The 18,455-nt window shown below is 67.9% G+C and carries 13 protein-coding genes, 1 tRNA gene and 6 pseudogenes; 7 read left to right on the top strand and 13 right to left on the bottom strand.

Going from position 1 to position 18,455, the window contains the following annotated elements; all coding sequences use genetic code 11:
• Window positions 1-310: 310 nt before the first annotated feature.
• Entirely contained in the window at window positions 311-835 is a 525-nt protein-coding gene (locus ACU6WZ_RS00100) for a flavin reductase family protein (protein WP_447031008.1), read from the bottom strand.
• Window positions 836-1,070: 235 nt separating this feature from the next.
• Here ACU6WZ_RS00100 and ACU6WZ_RS00095 point away from each other — a divergent pair, with 235 nt between their 5' ends.
• Complete coding sequence (locus ACU6WZ_RS00095; RefSeq protein ID WP_447031009.1) at window positions 1,071-1,349, top strand: acyl carrier protein; 279 nt, start codon at window positions 1,071-1,073, stop codon at window positions 1,347-1,349.
• 118 nt (window positions 1,350-1,467) lie between these two features.
• On the opposite strand, the gene ACU6WZ_RS00090 is transcribed toward ACU6WZ_RS00095, so the two are convergent.
• The gene (locus ACU6WZ_RS00090) at window positions 1,468-1,635 is read right to left on the bottom strand and encodes a hypothetical protein (protein WP_447034301.1); all 168 of its coding nucleotides are present in this window, start codon (window positions 1,633-1,635) and stop codon (window positions 1,468-1,470) included.
• A gap of 401 nt (window positions 1,636-2,036) precedes the next feature.
• Here ACU6WZ_RS00090 and ACU6WZ_RS00085 point away from each other — a divergent pair.
• Window positions 2,037-3,205 (top strand): annotated as a pseudogene (locus tag ACU6WZ_RS00085) (IS3 family transposase); the annotation flags it as partial.
• A gap of 86 nt (window positions 3,206-3,291) precedes the next feature.
• On the opposite strand, the pseudogene ACU6WZ_RS00080 reads toward ACU6WZ_RS00085, so the two are convergent.
• Window positions 3,292-3,729: pseudogene (locus ACU6WZ_RS00080) on the bottom strand (ATP-binding protein); the annotation flags it as partial.
• 63 nt (window positions 3,730-3,792) lie between these two features.
• The gene (gene istA, locus ACU6WZ_RS00075) at window positions 3,793-5,382 is read right to left on the bottom strand and encodes an IS21 family transposase (RefSeq protein WP_447033763.1); all 1,590 of its coding nucleotides are present in this window, start codon (window positions 5,380-5,382) and stop codon (window positions 3,793-3,795) included.
• A gap of 320 nt (window positions 5,383-5,702) precedes the next feature.
• On the opposite strand from istA, the gene ACU6WZ_RS00070 reads away from it, so the two are divergent.
• Window positions 5,703-5,987, top strand: coding sequence for a transposase (locus ACU6WZ_RS00070; RefSeq protein WP_447031010.1), 285 nt, complete (start codon window positions 5,703-5,705; stop codon window positions 5,985-5,987).
• Window positions 5,988-6,316: 329 nt separating this feature from the next.
• Here ACU6WZ_RS00070 and ACU6WZ_RS00065 read toward each other — a convergent pair whose 3' ends face one another.
• From ACU6WZ_RS00065 to ACU6WZ_RS00025, 9 genes and pseudogenes are all read right to left on the bottom strand, one after another.
• On the bottom strand, window positions 6,317-6,850 hold the full coding sequence (locus ACU6WZ_RS00065; protein ID WP_447031044.1) for a GNAT family N-acetyltransferase: 534 nt from the start codon (window positions 6,848-6,850) through the stop codon (window positions 6,317-6,319).
• Between the two features lie 56 nt (window positions 6,851-6,906).
• The gene (locus ACU6WZ_RS00060) at window positions 6,907-8,178 is read right to left on the bottom strand and encodes an IS256 family transposase (protein ID WP_447034019.1); all 1,272 of its coding nucleotides are present in this window, start codon (window positions 8,176-8,178) and stop codon (window positions 6,907-6,909) included.
• 286 nt (window positions 8,179-8,464) lie between these two features.
• A pseudogene (locus ACU6WZ_RS00055) lies at window positions 8,465-9,064 on the bottom strand (transposase); the annotation flags it as partial.
• A gap of 28 nt (window positions 9,065-9,092) precedes the next feature.
• A pseudogene (locus ACU6WZ_RS00050) lies at window positions 9,093-9,891 on the bottom strand (IS110 family transposase); the annotation flags it as partial.
• Between the two features lie 699 nt (window positions 9,892-10,590).
• Window positions 10,591-11,367: an MFS transporter gene (locus ACU6WZ_RS00045; protein WP_447031043.1), complete on the bottom strand. Its 777-nt coding sequence runs from the start codon at window positions 11,365-11,367 to the stop codon at window positions 10,591-10,593.
• 304 nt (window positions 11,368-11,671) lie between these two features.
• Window positions 11,672-11,995 (bottom strand): fatty acid desaturase family protein, encoded by a 324-nt coding sequence (locus tag ACU6WZ_RS00040; RefSeq protein WP_447031041.1) that lies wholly within the window; start codon window positions 11,993-11,995, stop codon window positions 11,672-11,674.
• 104 nt (window positions 11,996-12,099) lie between these two features.
• A pseudogene (locus ACU6WZ_RS00035) lies at window positions 12,100-12,522 on the bottom strand (fatty acid desaturase); the annotation flags it as partial.
• Window positions 12,523-12,959: 437 nt separating this feature from the next.
• A complete protein-coding gene (locus ACU6WZ_RS00030) occupies window positions 12,960-13,154 on the bottom strand; it encodes a hypothetical protein (RefSeq protein ID WP_447031040.1) in 195 nt (64 codons plus the stop codon).
• Between the two features lie 86 nt (window positions 13,155-13,240).
• Window positions 13,241-14,239, bottom strand: a complete 999-nt coding sequence (locus ACU6WZ_RS00025; RefSeq protein ID WP_447031019.1) for an MprF family protein — start codon at window positions 14,237-14,239, stop codon at window positions 13,241-13,243.
• 171 nt (window positions 14,240-14,410) lie between these two features.
• Here ACU6WZ_RS00025 and ACU6WZ_RS00020 point away from each other — a divergent pair.
• The 4 genes and pseudogenes from ACU6WZ_RS00020 to ACU6WZ_RS00005 all read left to right on the top strand — a co-directional run.
• Window positions 14,411-14,498 (top strand) — tRNA-Val (locus tag ACU6WZ_RS00020).
• Window positions 14,499-14,556: 58 nt separating this feature from the next.
• On the top strand, window positions 14,557-15,570 hold the full coding sequence (locus ACU6WZ_RS00015) for a diacylglycerol/lipid kinase family protein (protein ID WP_447031021.1): 1,014 nt from the start codon (window positions 14,557-14,559) through the stop codon (window positions 15,568-15,570).
• On the top strand, window positions 15,521-16,990 hold the full coding sequence (locus ACU6WZ_RS00010; RefSeq protein ID WP_447031022.1) for an MmgE/PrpD family protein: 1,470 nt from the start codon (window positions 15,521-15,523) through the stop codon (window positions 16,988-16,990). The genes ACU6WZ_RS00015 and ACU6WZ_RS00010 overlap by 50 nt, the downstream gene beginning before the upstream one ends.
• Window positions 16,991-17,058: 68 nt before the next feature.
• A pseudogene (locus ACU6WZ_RS00005) lies at window positions 17,059-18,390 on the top strand (aldehyde dehydrogenase family protein); the annotation flags it as partial.
• Window positions 18,391-18,455 lie beyond the last annotated feature (65 nt).

Genomic DNA, 18,455 nt, shown 5'->3' with positions numbered 1-18,455 from the left:
CGCCCACGGGGGTGAGAGCGCGCTGCAGCCGACTCGCAGCCGCGCCGCGTCGACTGCTGCCCCGGGTCGGGCAGCAGTGCGGGATGGCTTTGTGGGCCATCCGCGTCGCCGTGCGCGGGTCTGGCGGACACTTCCGTCACCTGACACACGGCAGGGAGGTGGAGGCGTCCCAATCGCCGCACCTGCCAGGCGGGGTCGGCCGGGGTGGCCGGTCCCGATCCCCGTTTGCGGTGCGCCGGTTGTGGTGACCACGATCCCCGCAGGCGTTCGAAGTCCGGATGAGAATGACTTGAGCCGGGGCGCCGCGCTGTCAGGCGACGGCGGGCACCGGTGTGTGGAACCCGCGCCGATACCACAGCAGCGGCGGTACCGCGGCGTCGTTCGTCCGTATCTCAAGAGGGGTGCCCAGGAGCAGGTCGTGGTCGCCCGCGCGGATCACGGACACGGTGCGGCAGCGCAGCAGCGCCTTCGCGTCCGGCAGGTACGGCAGTGCCGTGCTGCCCGGCCAGCTGCCGAACTCGCCGCCGGCGAACCGGTCCACCCCGCGCGCGGCGAACCGCTGCGCGACCGGGCGGTGGCCCTCGCCGAGGATGTTGACGGCGAACTCGTCCGCGGCGGCCATCGCCGCGTGGCAGCTCGACGTGAGCGCGATGCCGACCATCACCAGAGGCGGGTCCAGCGACACGGACGACACCGAGCTGGCGGTGAATCCCCACCGGCGGCCGGTCTCGTCGAGGGCGGTGACCACCGAGACGGGAGCGGCGAGCAGTGCCATGGCGTCCCGGAACGTCTGGGGATCGGTCACGGGACGTGCCTGCTCTCTGGCTGCGCTCATGATTCCTCCGGAACCCAGCGACGGCCGATGGACCGCGCGGCGGATACCGCCGGCTCCGCGCGGATCGCGGAGCCGGCGGTTCGGTGTGATCACGGTGCCAAGAACCGCTCAAGAAGCACTTGAGGATGGGGGGTCCCGGGGCCCGGGAGGCGGCCGACTCCAGCTGGGGTTGAGTGGCGTGGGTCAGTCTGGAAGGGCATTCCCCACCAATGACGGAACGGGTAAGGAGCTGCACATGGCGAAGAGCGCGCCGGTCATGTCCGAGGGCGAGATCCTCGGCTGGCTCACCGAGAGGCTGGGCGCCCATGTGTCCCTGCCGGTGGCCGAAATCAACCCTGTCGTGCCGTATGCCGAGTACGGATTGGACTCCGTCGCCGCGCTTGCCTTGTTCGGCGACGTCGAGGAGAAGTTCAACCTCGCGCTGGACCCGGCGGTGGCCTGGGAGTACCCGACCCTGGCGCAGATGACGGCCTATCTCGCCGCGGAGCGGTCCTCGCTCGCTTCACTGGCCTGACGGTTCTCGCACAGGTGCCGGACCACCCCTCGGGGTGGTCCGGCACCTGTGCGTGCTGCGGCCGTTGCGTGCGGCCGCATCGGGCCGCATCGGGCCGGTCAGTGCCGGTCAGTGCCGGTCAGTGTCGGTCAACGGGTTTGCCCGTCGACCGGGTTCCCAGGACGAGTACCACGCTCACCAGCAGGGCCATGGCGCCGGCGATGACGCCGAACATCGCGCCCGGGCCGTAGTTGTCGAGCACCGGCAGCATGATGAACGGCAGGGCCGCGGCGCTGAGCTTGGACAGCGAGTACGCGATGCCCGAGGCCGCCGCCCGGATCTCCGTGGGGTACTGCTCCGCGAGACACCTCAGGCGGTTAGTGCGTCAAGTCGGCTGCTGGGGGCGGTCGAACCAACGGATCGATCCTTGGTGCATGTCGGCGTGCGAGTCAACGTGGCTCTGGCAAGATTTTCGTAGCCGGAGGTCATCTCGGTGCGAGGGTCGACCGGTCCGCATAGCGGCGGCGGAGGTGGGCGATCAGGACGACGCGGTGGCGGAGGAGTGAGTGTCGGCGACGGCTGAATCCTGACCCAGTTTGGGCGGTCGAACTTTGACCCACTGGGTGACCCTGTTGCCTATGAGGTGACCCCCGTGGTGTGGACACACCTAACAATGGATCTTGATGGTCCAGGAAGGTGTAGATCCACATGGCAAGGCCCTCGAAGTACAGTGCGGAGTTCCGGTCCGACGCGATCGCGTTGTGGCGGGCATCGGCGGGAAGGCGGACGTTCAGGGACGTCGCGGCCGATCTGAACGTCAACCCCGAGACGCTGCGGACCTGGGTGCGTGACGCCGACGACGGTCCGGCCGCCTCCGGCGGGTCGCAGGACACCGAGGCCGAGCTGGCCCTGCTGCGCGCGGAGAACGCCAGGCTGGCCAAGGCGGAGAAGGAATGGCAGCTCGAGCGGGAGATCCTGCGACGGGCAGCCGCCTATTTTGCCCGGGAGATGAAGTGAAGACTGCCGCTTGGGACTTCATCTCCGCCCACGCCGAGATGTTCGGCATCAAGCGGATATGCCGGGTACTGGAAGTCTCCCGCTCGGGCTACTACCGGTGGATCGCCGGCGCCCAGACGCGGGCCGTCCGGCAGGCCACCGAGGATGCCCTGGTCGAGGAGATCCGCGAGATCCATGCCGAACACCGCGGGAACTATGGCGCGCTCCGAGTCCATGCCGAACTGCGCGGTTTCGGCCACATTGTCAACCGCAAGCGGGTGGCCAGGCTGATGCGCAAGCACGGCATCACCGGCCGCCACCTGCGGAAGAAGAAGCGCACCACGGTCCCTGACCGGCTCGCGCCGCCGGTGGCGGACCTGGTTCAGCGGGACTTCACCGCTGTCACTCTGGACGAGAAGTGGTGCGGCGACATCACATACGTGCAGGTCGGAGCCGCGTGGCTCTATCTCGCCTGCGTCATCGACATCCGCTCGCGCCGGGTGCTCGGCTACTCGATGGCCCCGCACATGCGGGCCGGGCTCGTCATCGACGCGCTCCAGGCCGCGGTCGCAGCCCGCGGCGGTGACGTCACCGGGGTGATCTTCCACGCGGACCGCGGATCGCAATATACGTCGGCCGCGTTCGCGCAGGTCTGTGACCGGCACGGCATCCGCAGGAGCATGGGAAGGGTCGGCTCGAGCTATGACAACGCCCTGGCCGAGAGCTTCTGGCAGGGACTGAAGCGAGAAGCAATGCACGGGAAGCTGTTCGTGACGATGCGACAGGCCAGGCTGGAGATCTTCCAGTGGCTCACCTACTACAACGCCTGCCGACGCCACAGCGCGCTCGACTACCTCTCTCCAATGGAGTTCGAACAGCAGCACCACAGGACAGCTAAATGTGGACGATCACGTAATTCCCCGGGCTCAGCGTCACGTAATTCCCCAGGTCCTGGCCTCGTCCATGTCTACTTGATCGAGGGCTTGTTTGTCTTGTCGGTGACGCCTGCGCGGGGCCGCTTGTTGGGGCGGTAGCTGGGACCGTTCATGATCACCTGATGGCTGGTGTTGATGAGCCGGTCCAGGAGGGACTCGGCGACGACGGGGTTGGGGAAGAGCGGATACCAGTCGCTCGGCGCCCTGTTGCTGGTCAGGATCAGCGACCGGCCCTGCCGCTCGGAGACCAGCTCGTAGAGGTCGTCGGCCTGGGCCGCGGTCAGCTGGCGCATCGCGAAGTCGTCCAGGATGAGCACGTCGGGCCGTACCAGTTCGCGCAGTCGGCGGTCCCAGGTGCGGTCCGCGTGGCCGCCGGCCAGGTCGGCCAGAACCCGGCTGGTCTTGGCGAAGCGGACGTTGGCGCCCTGGCGGATCGCCATATGTCCGAGTGCCTGGGCGACGTGTGTCTTCCAGCATGCCCGAGAGCTTCAGCGCGCGAAGCGCGTCCCGCAGGGCGGTGTCCATGATGCTCATCACGCCACTCCTTCTTCGTGACGGTGGTCATCACGGTCGTCGTTCGTCATGTCGGGGGGTGTCGCGGTCGCGAAGAGCCGCTGAGGTCCGTGCAGGAAGGCGGCGGCTCCGCCATCGCCGGAGGATTCGGGGGCCGGCTCGGTCTCGGTGCCGGCGACGAGGATGCCCTTGATCGTGCGATAGGACGGGTCGCCGACCAGGGTCGCCTTGGCGCAGGCGGCCTCCAGCCTGCCCTCGCCGTACTTCTTGCGCAGGCCGAGGATCCCCTGGGCGGCGCGGAGCCGATAGAGCGCGTTGACCTCCAGCAGCCCATCGACCACCTCGCGGCAGGCCGTGCCGACCTGCGCGGACTGGGTCCGGCACCAGGTCGGGGTCCGCATGTGGAAAGCGATCTTCTCCGGCGGGTAGTCGCTGGCATGGGTGCGCTTGCCCTGCTCAAGTGCCCCGTGGGTCTTGACCAGTTCGCCGTCGTGGAAGACCTGCACGAAGGTCGCGGTCGAGCGGACGTCGACCCGCTTGCCCATCAGTTTCCACGGCACCGAGTAGAGGGTGCGGCCGGCCTTGATGTGAATGTCCGGGCCGACGGTGGCCGTCGACCACTTCGCGAGCACGAACGGGGTCTTCGGCAGCGGCAGCAGCGTGGACGCCTCGACGGCCTCGAAAACCGAGGCCGGGGCGGCCCCGCCCAGCGGGCGGCACTGCCGCTGACCGGCGACTTCGGTGCACCACCGGATGGCCTCGGCCTGCATCTGCTCGAGCGAGAAGAACTCCCGGCCCCGCCACCAGGAATCACGTATATAGGGCATAGGGCGCTCGACGCGCGGTTTATCTTTTGGCTTCAGAGCGCGGGCTGGATCTACCAACGCACCGTAATGGGCCGCGAGTTCGGCATACGCTTTGTTGATTTTAGGGTCGTAGAGGTCGGGCTTGTCCACCCCGGTCTTCAGGTTGTCGGGCACCAGCCGCTGCGGGACGCCGCCGAAGAATCTGAAGGCTTCGACGTGGGATTCGGTCCAGGAGTGCTGGTCCAGGTGGATCACCGGGCGGACGAACATGTGCCGCGAGCACGGCAGCACCATCACGAACGCCCAGATCCGGTGCCGCTTCCCGCTCCGCGGGTTGATCCACTGGCCAAGGAAGCCGTAGTCGATCTGAGCCTCCAGCCCCGGCTCGATCTCGTCGCGCAGGACCGTGACCTGAGAGCGACGGGTCTCCTCGGGCAGCGTCGCCGATATCCACCGCCGAAGCGACGACACCGAAACCACCAACTCGTTCTCGTCCCGCAGCCGTTGGTGGATCGTGGCGACGGTCACCGTCCCCAGCAGGCTCTTGATGTAATCACGGTGCTTGTCGATCTCGGGCCAGGTCACCTGCCGCAACCGGGCATCGGCGAGCTCGGGGAACCAGCCCTTGATCAGAGAGGCCCAGTCCTCCGCGGCCATCGCCGCCCCGCCCGGGGCCATCCCGGCGGCCTCCGCCGGGGCCAGGTACTTCCTGATCGTCTTGCGGTCCAGTCCCAGCGACGCGGCCAGCTCGCTCTTGGAGCGGCCCGCGTACCAGTGGACATAGATCTCGGTCACATCGACCACGTTGAACGTTCTCCTTGCCATCGTGCGCTTCCCTCGACCTCGAACCACTGATCGAGGAAGCGTCCGTCATCTCGACGGCCAGGACCACTACCCGCTGCGTCCGTCGTCCCCATGGGGAATTACGTGACCGCGGGGGTGGGGAATTACGTGACGCGGAACCCGCCTCACCTGGGGAATTTCGTGATCGCTCACACTAAACTCTCACTCGCAGCATGAACCCCTGTGTCCACACTCCGGGGGTCACCTCAGGCGGGGCCTGCCCCACGATCGCGGACACCCTGATCATTGGATCGTGAAGATCCGAGGAGCAGGAGTTCCCGTTGGGGACGTCGAAGTACAGCCCTGAGTTCCGGGCCGATGCCGTTGCGCTGTACCGGGCCACCCGCGGTGGCAGTTACTCGTCGGTGGCCAAGGACCTGGGCATCAACCACGAGACGCTGCGCGTAGGGGTCCGGGATGCCGAGCAGGCCGCCCGGCCCGGCGCCGGCGAGGCCAGCGCGATCGAGAAGGAACCGGCAGCTGCGGCGCGGGTGAAGGAACTCGAGCTCGAGCGGGAGATCCTGCGGAGGGCCGCGAAGTATTTCGCGGGCGAGACCAGCTGGTGAGCAGCCGCTTCCAGTTCGTTGACGATCACCGATCTCCGGCTACGAAAATCTTGCCAGAGCCGTCAACGTGCACACCCAAGTACAGCTGAACGTGCACAACGTCGTGTGGATCGACGATGAGACGAGCGGAGGCAGGTCCGATTCAACCGACCTTGATCCGACCACCGGACTCAGCGAGACCCATAAGAACGGCCCGCCAGCCGCCGGATGTTCCGTCCCCAGCGCCCCGGCATCGAGCGCGTGCCGCATCCGCTTCTGCCGACGGAAAGGGGATACCTGCCGCCTGCCAGCACTGCACGGAGCCGTCCGCAATGCCCAACATTGGTGCGTCAGAGCTGTCTCGTGGTGAACAGGGTGGTCCCGTACACCGCGTCCACTTCCTTCCGCTCGGTCTCGGTGAACCCGACTTTGGCCAGCACACGGCGCGAAGCGGTGTTCCAGTCCCAGACCGTGGCCCACAGACGTTCACACCCAGATGATCTCGCCCAATCCAGAACAGCCAACGAGGCCTCGGTCGCATATCCCTGACGCCAAACTCGGCGTAGCAGCTCGAATGCCAGTTCCGGTTCCCCCGCCGATCCTCGCCCACTGTCGACCAGTCCGCAGTAGCCGATAACGTCACGAGAGGCCTTCCGCTCGATCGCCAGCAACCTGATCGACCACAGCTGGTTGGTGCGGATCGAATCCTCAAGCTCCGCGACCGTGGGGTGTCCATCCGCGTCGATTCGGCGGTGCGGCGGCACTCGTGGATCACGTTCGGTCCACAGCTCACGCTGGACGACAGCCTCGGCTACCCGCCAAGGTCTGAGCAGCAGGCGGCTCGTCTCGAGTACAACCTCGCTGCCCGGCGCGCCAACTGTCATATCAGCAACCATCTCACGGGTCTGTCCAGTCAAAGGTGTAACTGGGTTTGGTGTGGCTAGAGTTGACCTGCAGTGAGGCGGCCGTCGAAGGCAATGTCGAAGGCGTTCATCGCACCCTTCCAGCGCATAGTCCAGCGTTTGCGGCCGGCGCCGGTGGGGTCGAGGCTCATGACGGCCATGTAGACGCATTTGAGGGCGGCCTGCTCCGTGGGGAAGTGCCCGCGGGAGCGGACGGCCTTGCGGATGCGGGCGTTGACGCTCTCGATGCTGTTGGTCGTGCACACAATGCGACGTATTTCCGCATCAAACTGGAGGAAAGGCGTGAACTCTGCCCAACTCGACTCCCAGAGACGGACGATCGCCGGATACTTCTTCCCCCAGACCTCGGCGAACTCCAGGAACTGCGTCGTGGCCGCGTCCTCGCTCGGCGCGGTATAGACCGGCTTCAACGCCTTCGCGATTTTGTCCCAGTCCTGGCGGGCCGCGTACCTGAACGACGCCCGCAAGAGGTGAACCACACACGTTTGCACAACGGTACGGGGCCAGACTTCGCCGACCGCGTTGGGCAGCCCCTTCAGTCCGTCGCAGACCAGCATGAGGACGTCTTCGACGCCTCTGTTCTTCAGTTCCGACAGCACCCGCAGCCAGTGTTTCGCGCCTTCGCCGCCGTCGCCGGCCCACAGCCCGAGGATGTCCCGGTGCCCTTCGGCAGTGACCGCCAGAGCCACGTAGATCGGCCTGTTCGCTACTTGGCCATCGCGAATCTTCACGTTGATAGCGTCAATGAAGACGACGGGGTAGACGCGGTCAAGCGGCCTGTTCTGCCATTCCGCCATGCCGTCCATCACCTTGTCGGTGATCGTGGTGATGGTCGTCTTGGACACGTTGGCGCCGTAGACCTCGGCCAGGTGCGCGGAGATCTCCCCGTGTGTGAGGCCCTTCGCGGACAGCGAGAGCACCATCTCGTCGACGCCGGTCAGCCGGCGCTGCCGCTTCTTGACGATGGCCGGCTCGAAGGACCCCTCGCGGTCGCGGGGAACGTCGATCTCGACCGGGCCGATGTCGGTCAGCACGGTCTTGGAACGGGTGCCATTGCGGCTGTTGCCACCGTCCTTGCCCGCCGGGTCGTGCTTGTCGTAGCCGAGATGGTCGGTGATCTCGCCCTCCAGGGCGGACTCCAGAACCGTCTTGGTCAACTGCTGCAGCAGCCCGCCCTCGCCAGTCAGCCGCAGCCCCTTGCTCCGGGCCTGCTCGACGAGCTGGTCAATGAGCTTCTGCTCGACCGTCGGGGTCTCCAACGACGGCTCCGCCTGGTCGCCGGCGGCCACACACTCGGTCACGGTGTCAGTCACTTGATGTCTCTTCCTTGATCATCAATTACACCGGAGACCGTACAGACCCCATCTCACGGGCGAACGTGCTGTCGTGCCGCGCGATAGGTCCTGCCGATCGTGGACGCTCGATATGCGGGACAACCGAGATCAATCCCTGAGCGTCGTCTGGGACCTGTGTGCACGTCCGGCTGGATCCGGTGGGACGCGTTGACTGACCTGTACGCCGACAGGTCAGGCCGCAACTGCCTGTGCGGTGACATTGCCCTCGGGGAAGGCCACGGGGGAAGGCCACGGCCTCGTCATAGGGCCAGTTGTGCTGCAGGCAGCAGTAGAGCTGGCCGATCATGCGGTTGAAGAGGTTCCTCTGGGCGGAGGCGTGCCAGTCTCCGTGGTCGCGGCGGCGCCGATAGTGCACCTTGGCGCCCGGGGAACGAGTGATGGCGGCGAAGGCCCAGAGGTAGCCGGCGTGGTTGAGGCAGTCGTTCTTCACCCAACGGCGGGAGACGTTCGACTTCTTTCCCGAGGCTCTGGTGATGGGCGAGGCGCCTGCGTATGCCTTCAGGCCGCGGGCGTCGGCGAAGCGGTTGCGGTCGTCTCCGATCTCGGCAAGCACCCGGGCGCCGAGCTGGATGCCGAGACCGGGGAAGCTGAGGATGATCTCAGCGTCCGGGTGTTGAGGGAAAGCCTCTTCGACCGCCTCGGCGAGGTCGTCTGCGGCCGAGCAAGCGGCCTCCAGCTGGACCAGGAGGGCGAGCATCTGCCTGCCGAGGGCTTCTTCGACCAGCAGGGGTTGGTGGGCCCACTCGGCCCGGAAGACGTCACGGATGCGGTCCGCCTCGGTAGCGATGCTCCTTTCGCGGCCGGCGCGCTTGAGTGCGGCCTGCAGAGCAAGCGGCCTGCGGGCCGAGGGCCCACTCGGCCCGGAAGACGTCACGGATGCGGTCCGCCTCGGTAGCGATGCTCCTTTCGCGGCCGGCGCGCTTGAGTGCGGCCTGCAGTTGCGTGCGCGTGAGCCGTGCCGCCCGGGTCGGTGTGGGGGCCACCTTCAAGATCTCCCGTGCTTCTCGTCGGCAGAGGCCGTTCCGCCAGGGCTCGAAGGCTGTCAGGGCGGCCGGGTAGTACTCGCGTAGAAGGGAGCGGAGCTGGTTGGAGACCTGCTGTCGGTTCCACGTCGCGTCCTGCTGGGCGCGGGCGAGCACAGCGACTGCTCGGCTTAGATCGCTGTCTTCAGGCAGGGGGCGGTGGGCGTGCATGTCCGTGCGCAGGATGTTGGCCAGCACGAGTGCATCGCCAGGAGCGGACTTCTTGCGCGAGACGCTGGTCCGGTCGCGGTAGCGGGCGGCGGCCATCGGGTTGATCGCGAAGACCTTGCGCTTCCCGGTCCGTAGTACGGCCACCAGTAGTCCGCGGGAGGTCTCGATCGCGACCGGGATCGGCGTCTCCTCGGTGTCGCCGTGTTCGGCAAGCAGGGCTAGCAGGATTTGGTAGCCGGCCGCGTCGTCGGTGATCGCGAGACCAGCGGGCGGCGGCCATCGGGTTGATCGCGAGTCGCTTCGCTCGATCGCGACCGGGATCGGCGTCTCCTCGGTGTCGAGTAACGGTGATGTGCCGCTTCGCGAGTAACTGGCCGCTGTCGTCGACAAGGGCGATGTCGTGTGTCTTCTCCGCCCAGTCGATGCCGCAGTAGATCAAGGTCTTCCTCCCCATAGAGCGTTTGTGCTGGTCACGAGCACATGAGGGCCACGCAGCGACCTAATTCAAGGACTCCGCCGTAAGGCTGGTCCGCCACCTCAGTAGCTGTTCGTGGCACCAGCTCATCTCACGGGCCTCGGTCTTGACGGGAGCTCAAGTGGCTCGGGTTCTACAAGAGATCACCGTGCGACGGGCTCGCACCACCAACTCCAACGAGTGATCAAGCGGCGGGTATTGACGCTCGGAGGCGCCGGGCGGCGATCACTCTTCCTAACAGCCCTCAGAGGAGCGCGTGCACCAAAGTCGTCCGCCCGACGCCCACGAGCGCCAGCACCCACCACACGTGGTGGGCTCCGAGGACCCGGGCGCCAACTGTCTCGAATTAGGCATGTGCTGCCTGGCCGACACGTGCACCAAAGTGCGGCGGGTCCGCCCGACGCCCACGACCAAAGCACCCACCACACGTGGTGGGCTCCGAGGACCCGGGCGCCAACTGTCTCGAATTAGGCATGTGCTGCCTGGCCGACGTGAGATGTCCAGGTATCCACGCAGCACACCACGCTTGATCAGGTGGCGGCCAGGGAGACGCCGATCGTCGCCAGTCTCGAAGGGGGGCTTGCTGCCCTGGTAGACGTAAGGCTTCCGATCGGCGCCCGCCTGGCCACCTCCCGCTCATTCGAACGGAACCAGTCGACTACTTCCGGCGTGCCGCTCTTAACAGGGAATTAGGCGGGCGCCGAACATGTCCTGCAGTCCGATGCGGCCGGCGGGCCGCTCCCCGGCGCCGGCGGGCGGCCGCTCCGCCGCGGACTTGGCCAGGACGTCCGCGCGGAGTCCGGCTTCCATCTCGTCGACGAGCCGCTCCGCCTCCTCCTTTTGGCCTTTCGCGGCCAACCAGCGGGGCGACTCGATCGGACGGCGGAGCCGAGGGCGCCGAGGACGAAGAGCCAGCGCCATCCGTCGATGCCCAGCGGGCTCAGCGGGACCAGCCACAGGGCGGCGAAGCCGCGCAGTGTCCACCGGGCGGAGCCGACGAGGACGAAGAGCCGCCGTCGATGCCCAGCGGCGCGGGACCAGCCACAGGGCGGCGAAGCCGACGACCGGTACGCCCAGGGCGAGGGTGTACGCCCAGGCGGTGTAGCGGCCGCGCTTCTTGGCAGGCAGCACGTCCGCCAGGTAGCAGTCCGACAGCGACTGTTCGGCGCCGATGCCGATGCCCGCGAAGAAACGGGTGACGATCAGCCCGGCGTTGGGGGAGAACGCGCCGAGGAGCGAGAACACCGAGTACAGCGCGAGGTTGATCAGAAACGCCCGTCGCCGCCCGTACCGGTCGGCGACGCGCCCGAGCACCACCGAGCCGACGAACTGCCCGACGAAGGCCGAGGCCAGTACCAGCTTGAGGGTGGTGCCGTCGAAGGCGAAGTCGTGCTGGAGTACCTGGGAGATCGTGCCGGAGAGGTTGTTCTCGAAGGTGTCGAAGAACAGACCCAACGGCGGTGAGTCTGCGGTGGGCGGGGGTGATCGGCATCCGGTCGAGCCGGTCGCCGACGGAGGGCGCCGCCGCTGGTATCGGACGCAGCGCGGTCTGAGTCTGCGGTGGGCGGGGGTGATCGGCACCGGTCGAGCCGGTCGCCGACGGAGGGCGCCGCCGCGGTATCGGACGCAGCGCGAGTCTGTTCCATGGTCCTGCTCCTCGGTCTCCGGTGGCGCGGTCGGTGAGGCCCCGGGCTCGGGCCGGGGCGGAGGCGGGTGGCAGGTGCGGCCCGGGGCCTGCTGACCCCGCTCGGGGGCGGGGTCAGCAGGCCCCGTCCGTGACGGCCACCTCTCCGTTCCTGGTCGGCTCGCTGACCTCGTGGAGGAAGGTGGCGACCTGCCGGTAGGACTCCCAGAACCCCACCTCGACGTACGGCACGCCACGCTCCTTGCAGTACTCGCGGGTCAGGATCCGGGCGCGGGCCAGGTTCCGCTTCGGCATCGCCGGGAAGAGGTGGTGTTCCACCTGGTAGTTGAGCCCGCCGTAGACGAAGTCGATCCACGCGTTGGGCCGGATGTTGCGGGAGGTGAGCACCTGCCGCTCCAGCCAGTCGAGGGTCTCCTTCTCGCCGTCCCTGACCTCCATGCCCTTGTGGTTCGGGGCGCCTGACCTCCATGCTCCTTGTGGTTCGGGGCGAACATCAGACCGAAGTAGATGCCGAGCGCCGCATGCTGCACGAGGACGAAGACGACGGCGGTCAGGGGCGAGAGCACCACGAAGAGCGCGGTCAGATAGATCGCGGTACGCAGCAGGATCAGCCCCGATTCGAGGACCGGGTGCTTGGTGTCACCGCCCGTGATCGCCTTGATCGCGGTCCGCTCCATCTTGGCGCCCTCGAGCACGAGCAGCACGAAGAAGAGCACGTGCTGATGGCGCACGATGAACCGCTGGGTCCTGGTGCGGGTGGCGTACTGCTTGATGTCGAAGATCGCGGTGCGCCGGCCGATGTCGGGGTCGAGAGTGAGGTGGTTGGGGTGGCTGTGGTGCCGGTTGTGGTGGTTGACCCACCAGCCGTAGCTGACCCCGCTGAAGAAGTTGGCGTGGAAGTAGGCGACGAAGGTTCCCATGCGCTTGTCGCGGAACATCGCCTTGTGGCCGACCTCGTGCCACATGTAGGCGCTCTGCACGCCGCACAGCCCCATCCACACCGCGACCGGCATCTGCCACCAGGAGTCGCCTATCAGGAAGAAGGCAATCAGACCGGCCAGGATCAGGCCGAGGTTCAGGGCCGTCCTGCGGTAGTCGTAGCGCGTGTCGAGGTCCAGCAGACCCTCGGCCTTCACACGCTGCAGCAGCTCGGCGAAGGTGGCGGACGCGCCGGCGCCGCTCGCCGGAGTCTGCGTCGTGGGTGTACGGCGCGTGCCGGGTGGCCGCACAGCGCCTGACTCGTTCTCGCTGATGTGCGGAGACTGCATAGAGGGATCTCCTTGGCAGGGCGTGGCCCGGTGTCTGACGCCGGGTGACAACACACCTGAGCGTCCGGCACTTTGCTGATGTGCTCCTGATGGCGGCCTGGAACCGGCCGTCGTTGTACCGGGTGGTGGTCCGTTCAGCCGGCGGTCTGCATGGCCAGCCGGACCTGGGTGTACGGCAGTGCGCGGACCGCGTCGTCGGCGGCGCGAGCGGTGTCCTGGTCGTCGGGGGCCCCGATGACGGCCATGAGGGACGCGACAACCTGTTGCTTCAGGAGGTCCGTCCCGGCCGGGTCGGTTCCGCTCGGGGTGGCTGCCTGTTCGGCGGACATGACTCTCTCCTCACTGCACCGGCCGGGTCGGCCGGGATCGCTGGTCGCTGGATCGCCTGCGGGATACGGCTGGTGACCGCGGCCCGTCAGAAGGCGTTGCAGGCCCGGAAGATGTGGGCGAACGCCGCCAGCGAGGCCGGTCCGTCGAAGGCGACGTACTCCGGGACCGGTGCCCGCGGGGCCCACTTCTCCTTGTAGGCCAGCTGCGTCTGGGCAGGGTAGAGCGCCGCGCCCTCGGCCCACAGGAAGTGCATCAGCCACTGGAAGGACGCGCTGCGGCAGGGAAACTCGTTGCTCTCGTCCAGGCCGGTGAAGGGGGTGAAGCCGAAGTGCAGCCACTCGACGCCCTCGCCGCGCAGGATCTCGATGACGGAGGAGTTGATCGCCTCCATCAGCCCCGGGGAACCGCCGGGGATACGGCGGCTCAGGTCGTGCATCCAGCCGGCCCGGCTGCCGTAGACGGGGGAGTACGAGATGTAGCCGACGGGCTTGCCGTCGATGCTGCCGAGGAAGAGCCGGCGCTCCCGCTGCGCGGGTCCGCCGATCTCGCCGACCAGGAACTCCAGCGGCCGGGCGTCGTCGCCCTTGGAGCCGAGCCAGGACGCGTCGATCTCCCGGATCGCACCGGTCAGCTCCTCCGGTCGTACCTCGCTGACCTGAAGGCCGTTGCGCAACGCGCGGGAGATCTTGTTGCGCAGCTGCATGAAGCGGGTGCCGCGCAGGGAGAACTCCGGCAGGTGGACCACCCACGAGGAACCGAACTGGTTGACGGTGAACCCGCGCTCCGCGTACACCTCGGCGTCCGCGCGCTGGAGCTGGGCGCCGATCACCCGGCGCTCCTCGTCGCGGGCCTGGGCCATGAACTGGTCGAGCAGCGGCCCGTACGACTCCGGCGGGGCGAACGGGCCGCCGAACTGGACCAGGTAGCGGCCGGTACGCCGGTAGGCGATGAAGCCGTCGGTGCCCGGGGCGGTGAAAACGCTGGTGCCCCTATTCAGCGCCAGAAACGAACTGGCATTCTCGGACTGGGTATACGCACGTATCGACTGAAGAACCTGATTCTCCAGCGTGTTTGTCGGTGGCATTCCACCCTCTCTCTCCAGTGCGGTGAACAGAGAAAGTAGAGCACCTTCAACTGGAGGTCGGGAAGAGGGAAATACTCGTCAAGCGATACGTCAGGAGACCGTCAGCGGAATATCAGAAGCCCATGGCAGTATCAGCGGTGTGAACGGGACGGGAAACCGGACCGAAAACAGGGAGAGGTGCCCGGAGCGGCTTATCGGGGACCGAAGTAACACTTCAGTCGGGTGCAAGCCCGCGCAGGTTCGAATCCTGCCCTCTCCGCCGCAGATCACCGGTCCGTCGAAGCAGCGCGTCGAAGCACCGTCTGGAGATCATCCTCATGCCGACCGTGACCTCACCGGCTCCCCGACGGGCTCTGGTCGTCGCCAACGCGACGGCGGGCACGGCCTGCCCGGCACTGATCGACGAGGTGATCGAGCTGTGCGCCAGTGTCCTCGACTCCGTAGAGGTCCACCTCACCACCCACCCCGGCAGTGCCACCGAGGCCGTCCGCGCGGCGGTCCGCGGCGCGTCCGGCCCGGTGCCCGACCTGGTGTTCGCGGTCGGCGGCGACGGCACCGTACGCGAGACCGTCGAGGGGCTCGTGACGCCCGGACGCCCAGGCACCACCGCCCTGGCGATCGTCCCCGCCGGCACCGGCAACTCCAACTACCGGATGCTCTGGGCCGACAGCCCCTGGGCCGAGTCGCTCGGCGCGACCCTGGAGGGTGGCTCGAGCGGCGGCGCCGTACTGCGGCACCTCGACCTGGGGCGGCTGAACGAGACCGGGGCGCTGGTTCTCCTCGGGGCCTGCTCCGGCCTCATCGCCGAAGGGCTGATCACCGCCCGGAACATCCCCGCCACCGGACGCGAACGCTACGCCAGGGCGCTGCCCGACGCCGCCGCGGTCTTCACCCCCTACCCGGGGCGCGTCATGGTCGACGGCCGCGTGCTGCACGAGGGCGACACCGTCCTGGCGAACGTGGGCGGCGGCCGCTACCGCGGCGGCCAGTACCTGGTGCTGCCGCATTCCGAGCCGGACGACGGCCTGCTCGACGTCTGTGTCGTGGGCGCGGAGGTGCCCGCCGGGGACGTGCCCGTGCTCGCCCGCGAAGGCACCCTCGGCCAGACTCCCGGGGTGGTGCACGGCCGCGGCCGCCGGATCGTCGTGGAGCGGCTCGACGGACGCCCGCTGACCTTCGAGCACGACGGCGAACTGCAGCCGCCCGGCCGGACCGCCATGACCCTTGATGTGCTCCCGGGTCTGCTGCCGGTCTGGGGCGCCCCGAAAAAGGATGTGACGCGTGCCGATACTCAAGGAGCTGTGCCGCTGGGCGGCGTGGCTGCGACCTGAGGACATACCCACCCGGGTCCGTGAACTGGCGGGCAGCCAACTGCTCTCGCAGCTCGCCTCCATCCGGGCGGGGGCCGCCCATCCGCTGGGCCGCCGCATGATCGAAGGGTTCGGCCCGCCGCTGCAGAGCGATCCGCGGACGTCGGCGTGCGTGCTGTCCGGACTCGGCTCCTGGCTGAACCTGGACGACACCGCGTACGCGGGCCATCTGTCCAACTCCACCGTCTCGGTCCCGCTCGCCTACGCCTACAACCGGCGGCTCGACGGCGCGGCGCTGGTCACCGCGGTCATCGCGGCCAACGAATGCGCGGCCAGGATCACCGCCGCCGCCACCCTCGGCCCCCTGCGCGGACACAGCGCGGTGCATACCCATCTGGCGGGCGCGGTGAGCGGCCGGCTGCACTGCGAAGGCGCCGACGACTCGGTGTGGGGCCATGCCCTCGGGCTGGCCTTCGCCATGCCGAACTGGCCCCTCATGCGCGCCTTCATGGCCAGCGACGCCCGCCTGTTCAACACCTTCACACCGGTACGTACGGCCATGGACGCCTGTGACGCGGCGCGTGCGGGGCTGCGTGGCGCACCCGACATCCTGGAGCACCCGGACGGATTCCTCGACCGGTTCGCGTCCGTGCCGCTTCCGGAGGCGGTGAGCGCGGGTCTCGGCGAGCGCTGGCACACCGAGACGCTCTCGTTCAAGATGCGGCCGGGCGGCCCCGGGGTGGACGCGGCGGTGGACTGCGCGATCGCGCTGCACCGGGACCTGGCGCCCTGCCGGCTGGAGGACATCGAAGAAGTCGTCGTCGAGGCGTCCCTCTACACCCTCTTCGCGGCCAAGAAGGCGGCGTCGTACATAGCCGGGCCCGCATCGCCGCTGGGCGCGCTGGTGCTGCACACCCCATATCCGGTGGCCACCGCGCTGCTCACGGGCGGTCTCACGGTCAACGACTTCGCCATGCCGCTGCTCAACGACCGGGAGCGCTGGAATCTCGCGGACCGGGTGCATCTCGTGCACGACCCCGAGCTGACCAAGGCGCTGTTCTCCTCCGAGGCGCCCTTCGGCGAGGCCGTACGCCAGGCCGGCCCGGCGGCCGGGCCGTGGCTGCGCGCCTTCGGCGGCGACGAGGTGGTGGCGCTCGCCCGGGACACGGCGGACGAAAGCACCCGGCCCACCTTCACGTCCTCGGCCAAGGCCACCGGGGCGCGGGTCACTGTGCGGCTGGCCGACGGGCGCACCCTGTCCCGGCAGCGCATGATCCCGCTCGCGGCGGCGGGCCCGCACACCAGGGCCCACCATGGCGAACTGATGCGGGAGAAGTTCCTGGAGTTCGGCGGCCCGGAGAGTGTCGCCGACGCCGTCGCGGACCTGGACACCTTCTGCGCCGACGACCTCCAGCACTGGATCGAAGCGGCGCTTCGGTAATTCCCGAGGCGCACGTCAGCGCCGGGTCAGTACCCACTGCCACCATCGATTTCCGGCGGACAGTTGTCATGGCCCGAGACCGAACTCGGAAAGGTCCTTTGATGCGGGAAAAGGCACTCAAGAGCTACAAGCTTTATATCGCAGGCAAGGATATCGAAGGGGACGGCTGGGTCTACACAGTCAGCGCCAAGTCGCTGCTCGAAGATGTCTTCACCAGCGTCACACTGAAGCGGGAACTGGAACAGAATCCGGATTCCGACGCCGCCGATCACCCCTATGTGGTGGGCCGCTGCGCCATCGCCGGCAAGAACTCCATCGAACTGGCCTCGGAGGCCGCGGCCGCGGCCGCGCCGGCCTGGGCCGGATTCCCCCTCGAACGCCGTATGCGCCTGGGCACCATGTTCCGCGAGGAACTGATCCGGCGTAAGGACGAGTTCCTGGACATCCTGGTGTCCGAGGCCCACCCGATGCGGCTGGCCCGCTGGGAGCTGAGCTGCCTGACGCAGGTGTACAGCGAGGAGAGCCTGTACTGGTACCGGCAGCGGATGCACACCGAGTTCGAGCACGAGGGGCGGCGGCTGATCGTCCGCCGCCAGCCGGACGGTGTGGTCGCCTTCAACCCGCCGCAGAACGCGCCGGCGCCCAGCGCGGCGCTGGCGGTGCTCGCGCTCATGGCCGGCAACGCGGTCGTGATGCGCGCCCCGCGCAGCATCCCGCTGAGCACCATGTGGCTGATGCGGGACGTGGTCGGGCCGCTCCTGGACGAGATCAGCGCCCCTCCCGGCGTACTGAACGCGGTGTGCAGCAACCCGAAGCAGACGCTCGACCACTGGGTCGAGGACCCGCTGATCGACGACATCTTCTACATCGGCGGCAGCGAGGAGGGCCTGCGCTTCCAGGAGAAGTGCGTCGCCAACGGCAAGAAGCCCATCCTGGAGCTGGCCGGCAACGACACCATCGTCATCTGGGAGGGCGCCGACCTGAAGAAGGCGGCCGAGGCGATCTGCGAGTCGTTCTACGGCTCCGGCCAGATCTGCATGGTGCCCAACTGCGTCGTGGTCCACCCGGCGATCGCCGACGAGCTCATCGCCGAGGTGATGGAGCGGATCAAGCTGGTCCGCCCCGGCTACCCCGAGGACGAGGACGTCCTGCTCTCGCCGGTGCGGCGCAGCGAGAAGTTCTTCGCCCTGCTCAAGCAGTCCCTGGACCTCGGCGGCGAGCTGGTGACAGGCGGTCAGCGCACCGAGGTCGACGGGACACCGTCGGAGACCGGAGTCTTCCTCCAGCCCACCGTGGTCCGGGTCAACGGCCTGGCCGGGGCCCGCACCCACGACATCGTCCGCAGCGAGACGTTCTTCCCGCTGCTGCCGATCGTGGTGCCGGAGGCGGCCGCCGACGACGCGCTGCTCAACTGCTTCATCGACTTCGTCAACAGTAACGAGTACGGCCTCCGCAACTCGCTGTG

This window comes from Streptomyces hypolithicus (assembly GCF_052934925.1).
The sequence above is the reverse complement of the archived record's forward strand: the minus strand, read 5'-3'. Positions and strand labels throughout refer to the sequence as shown.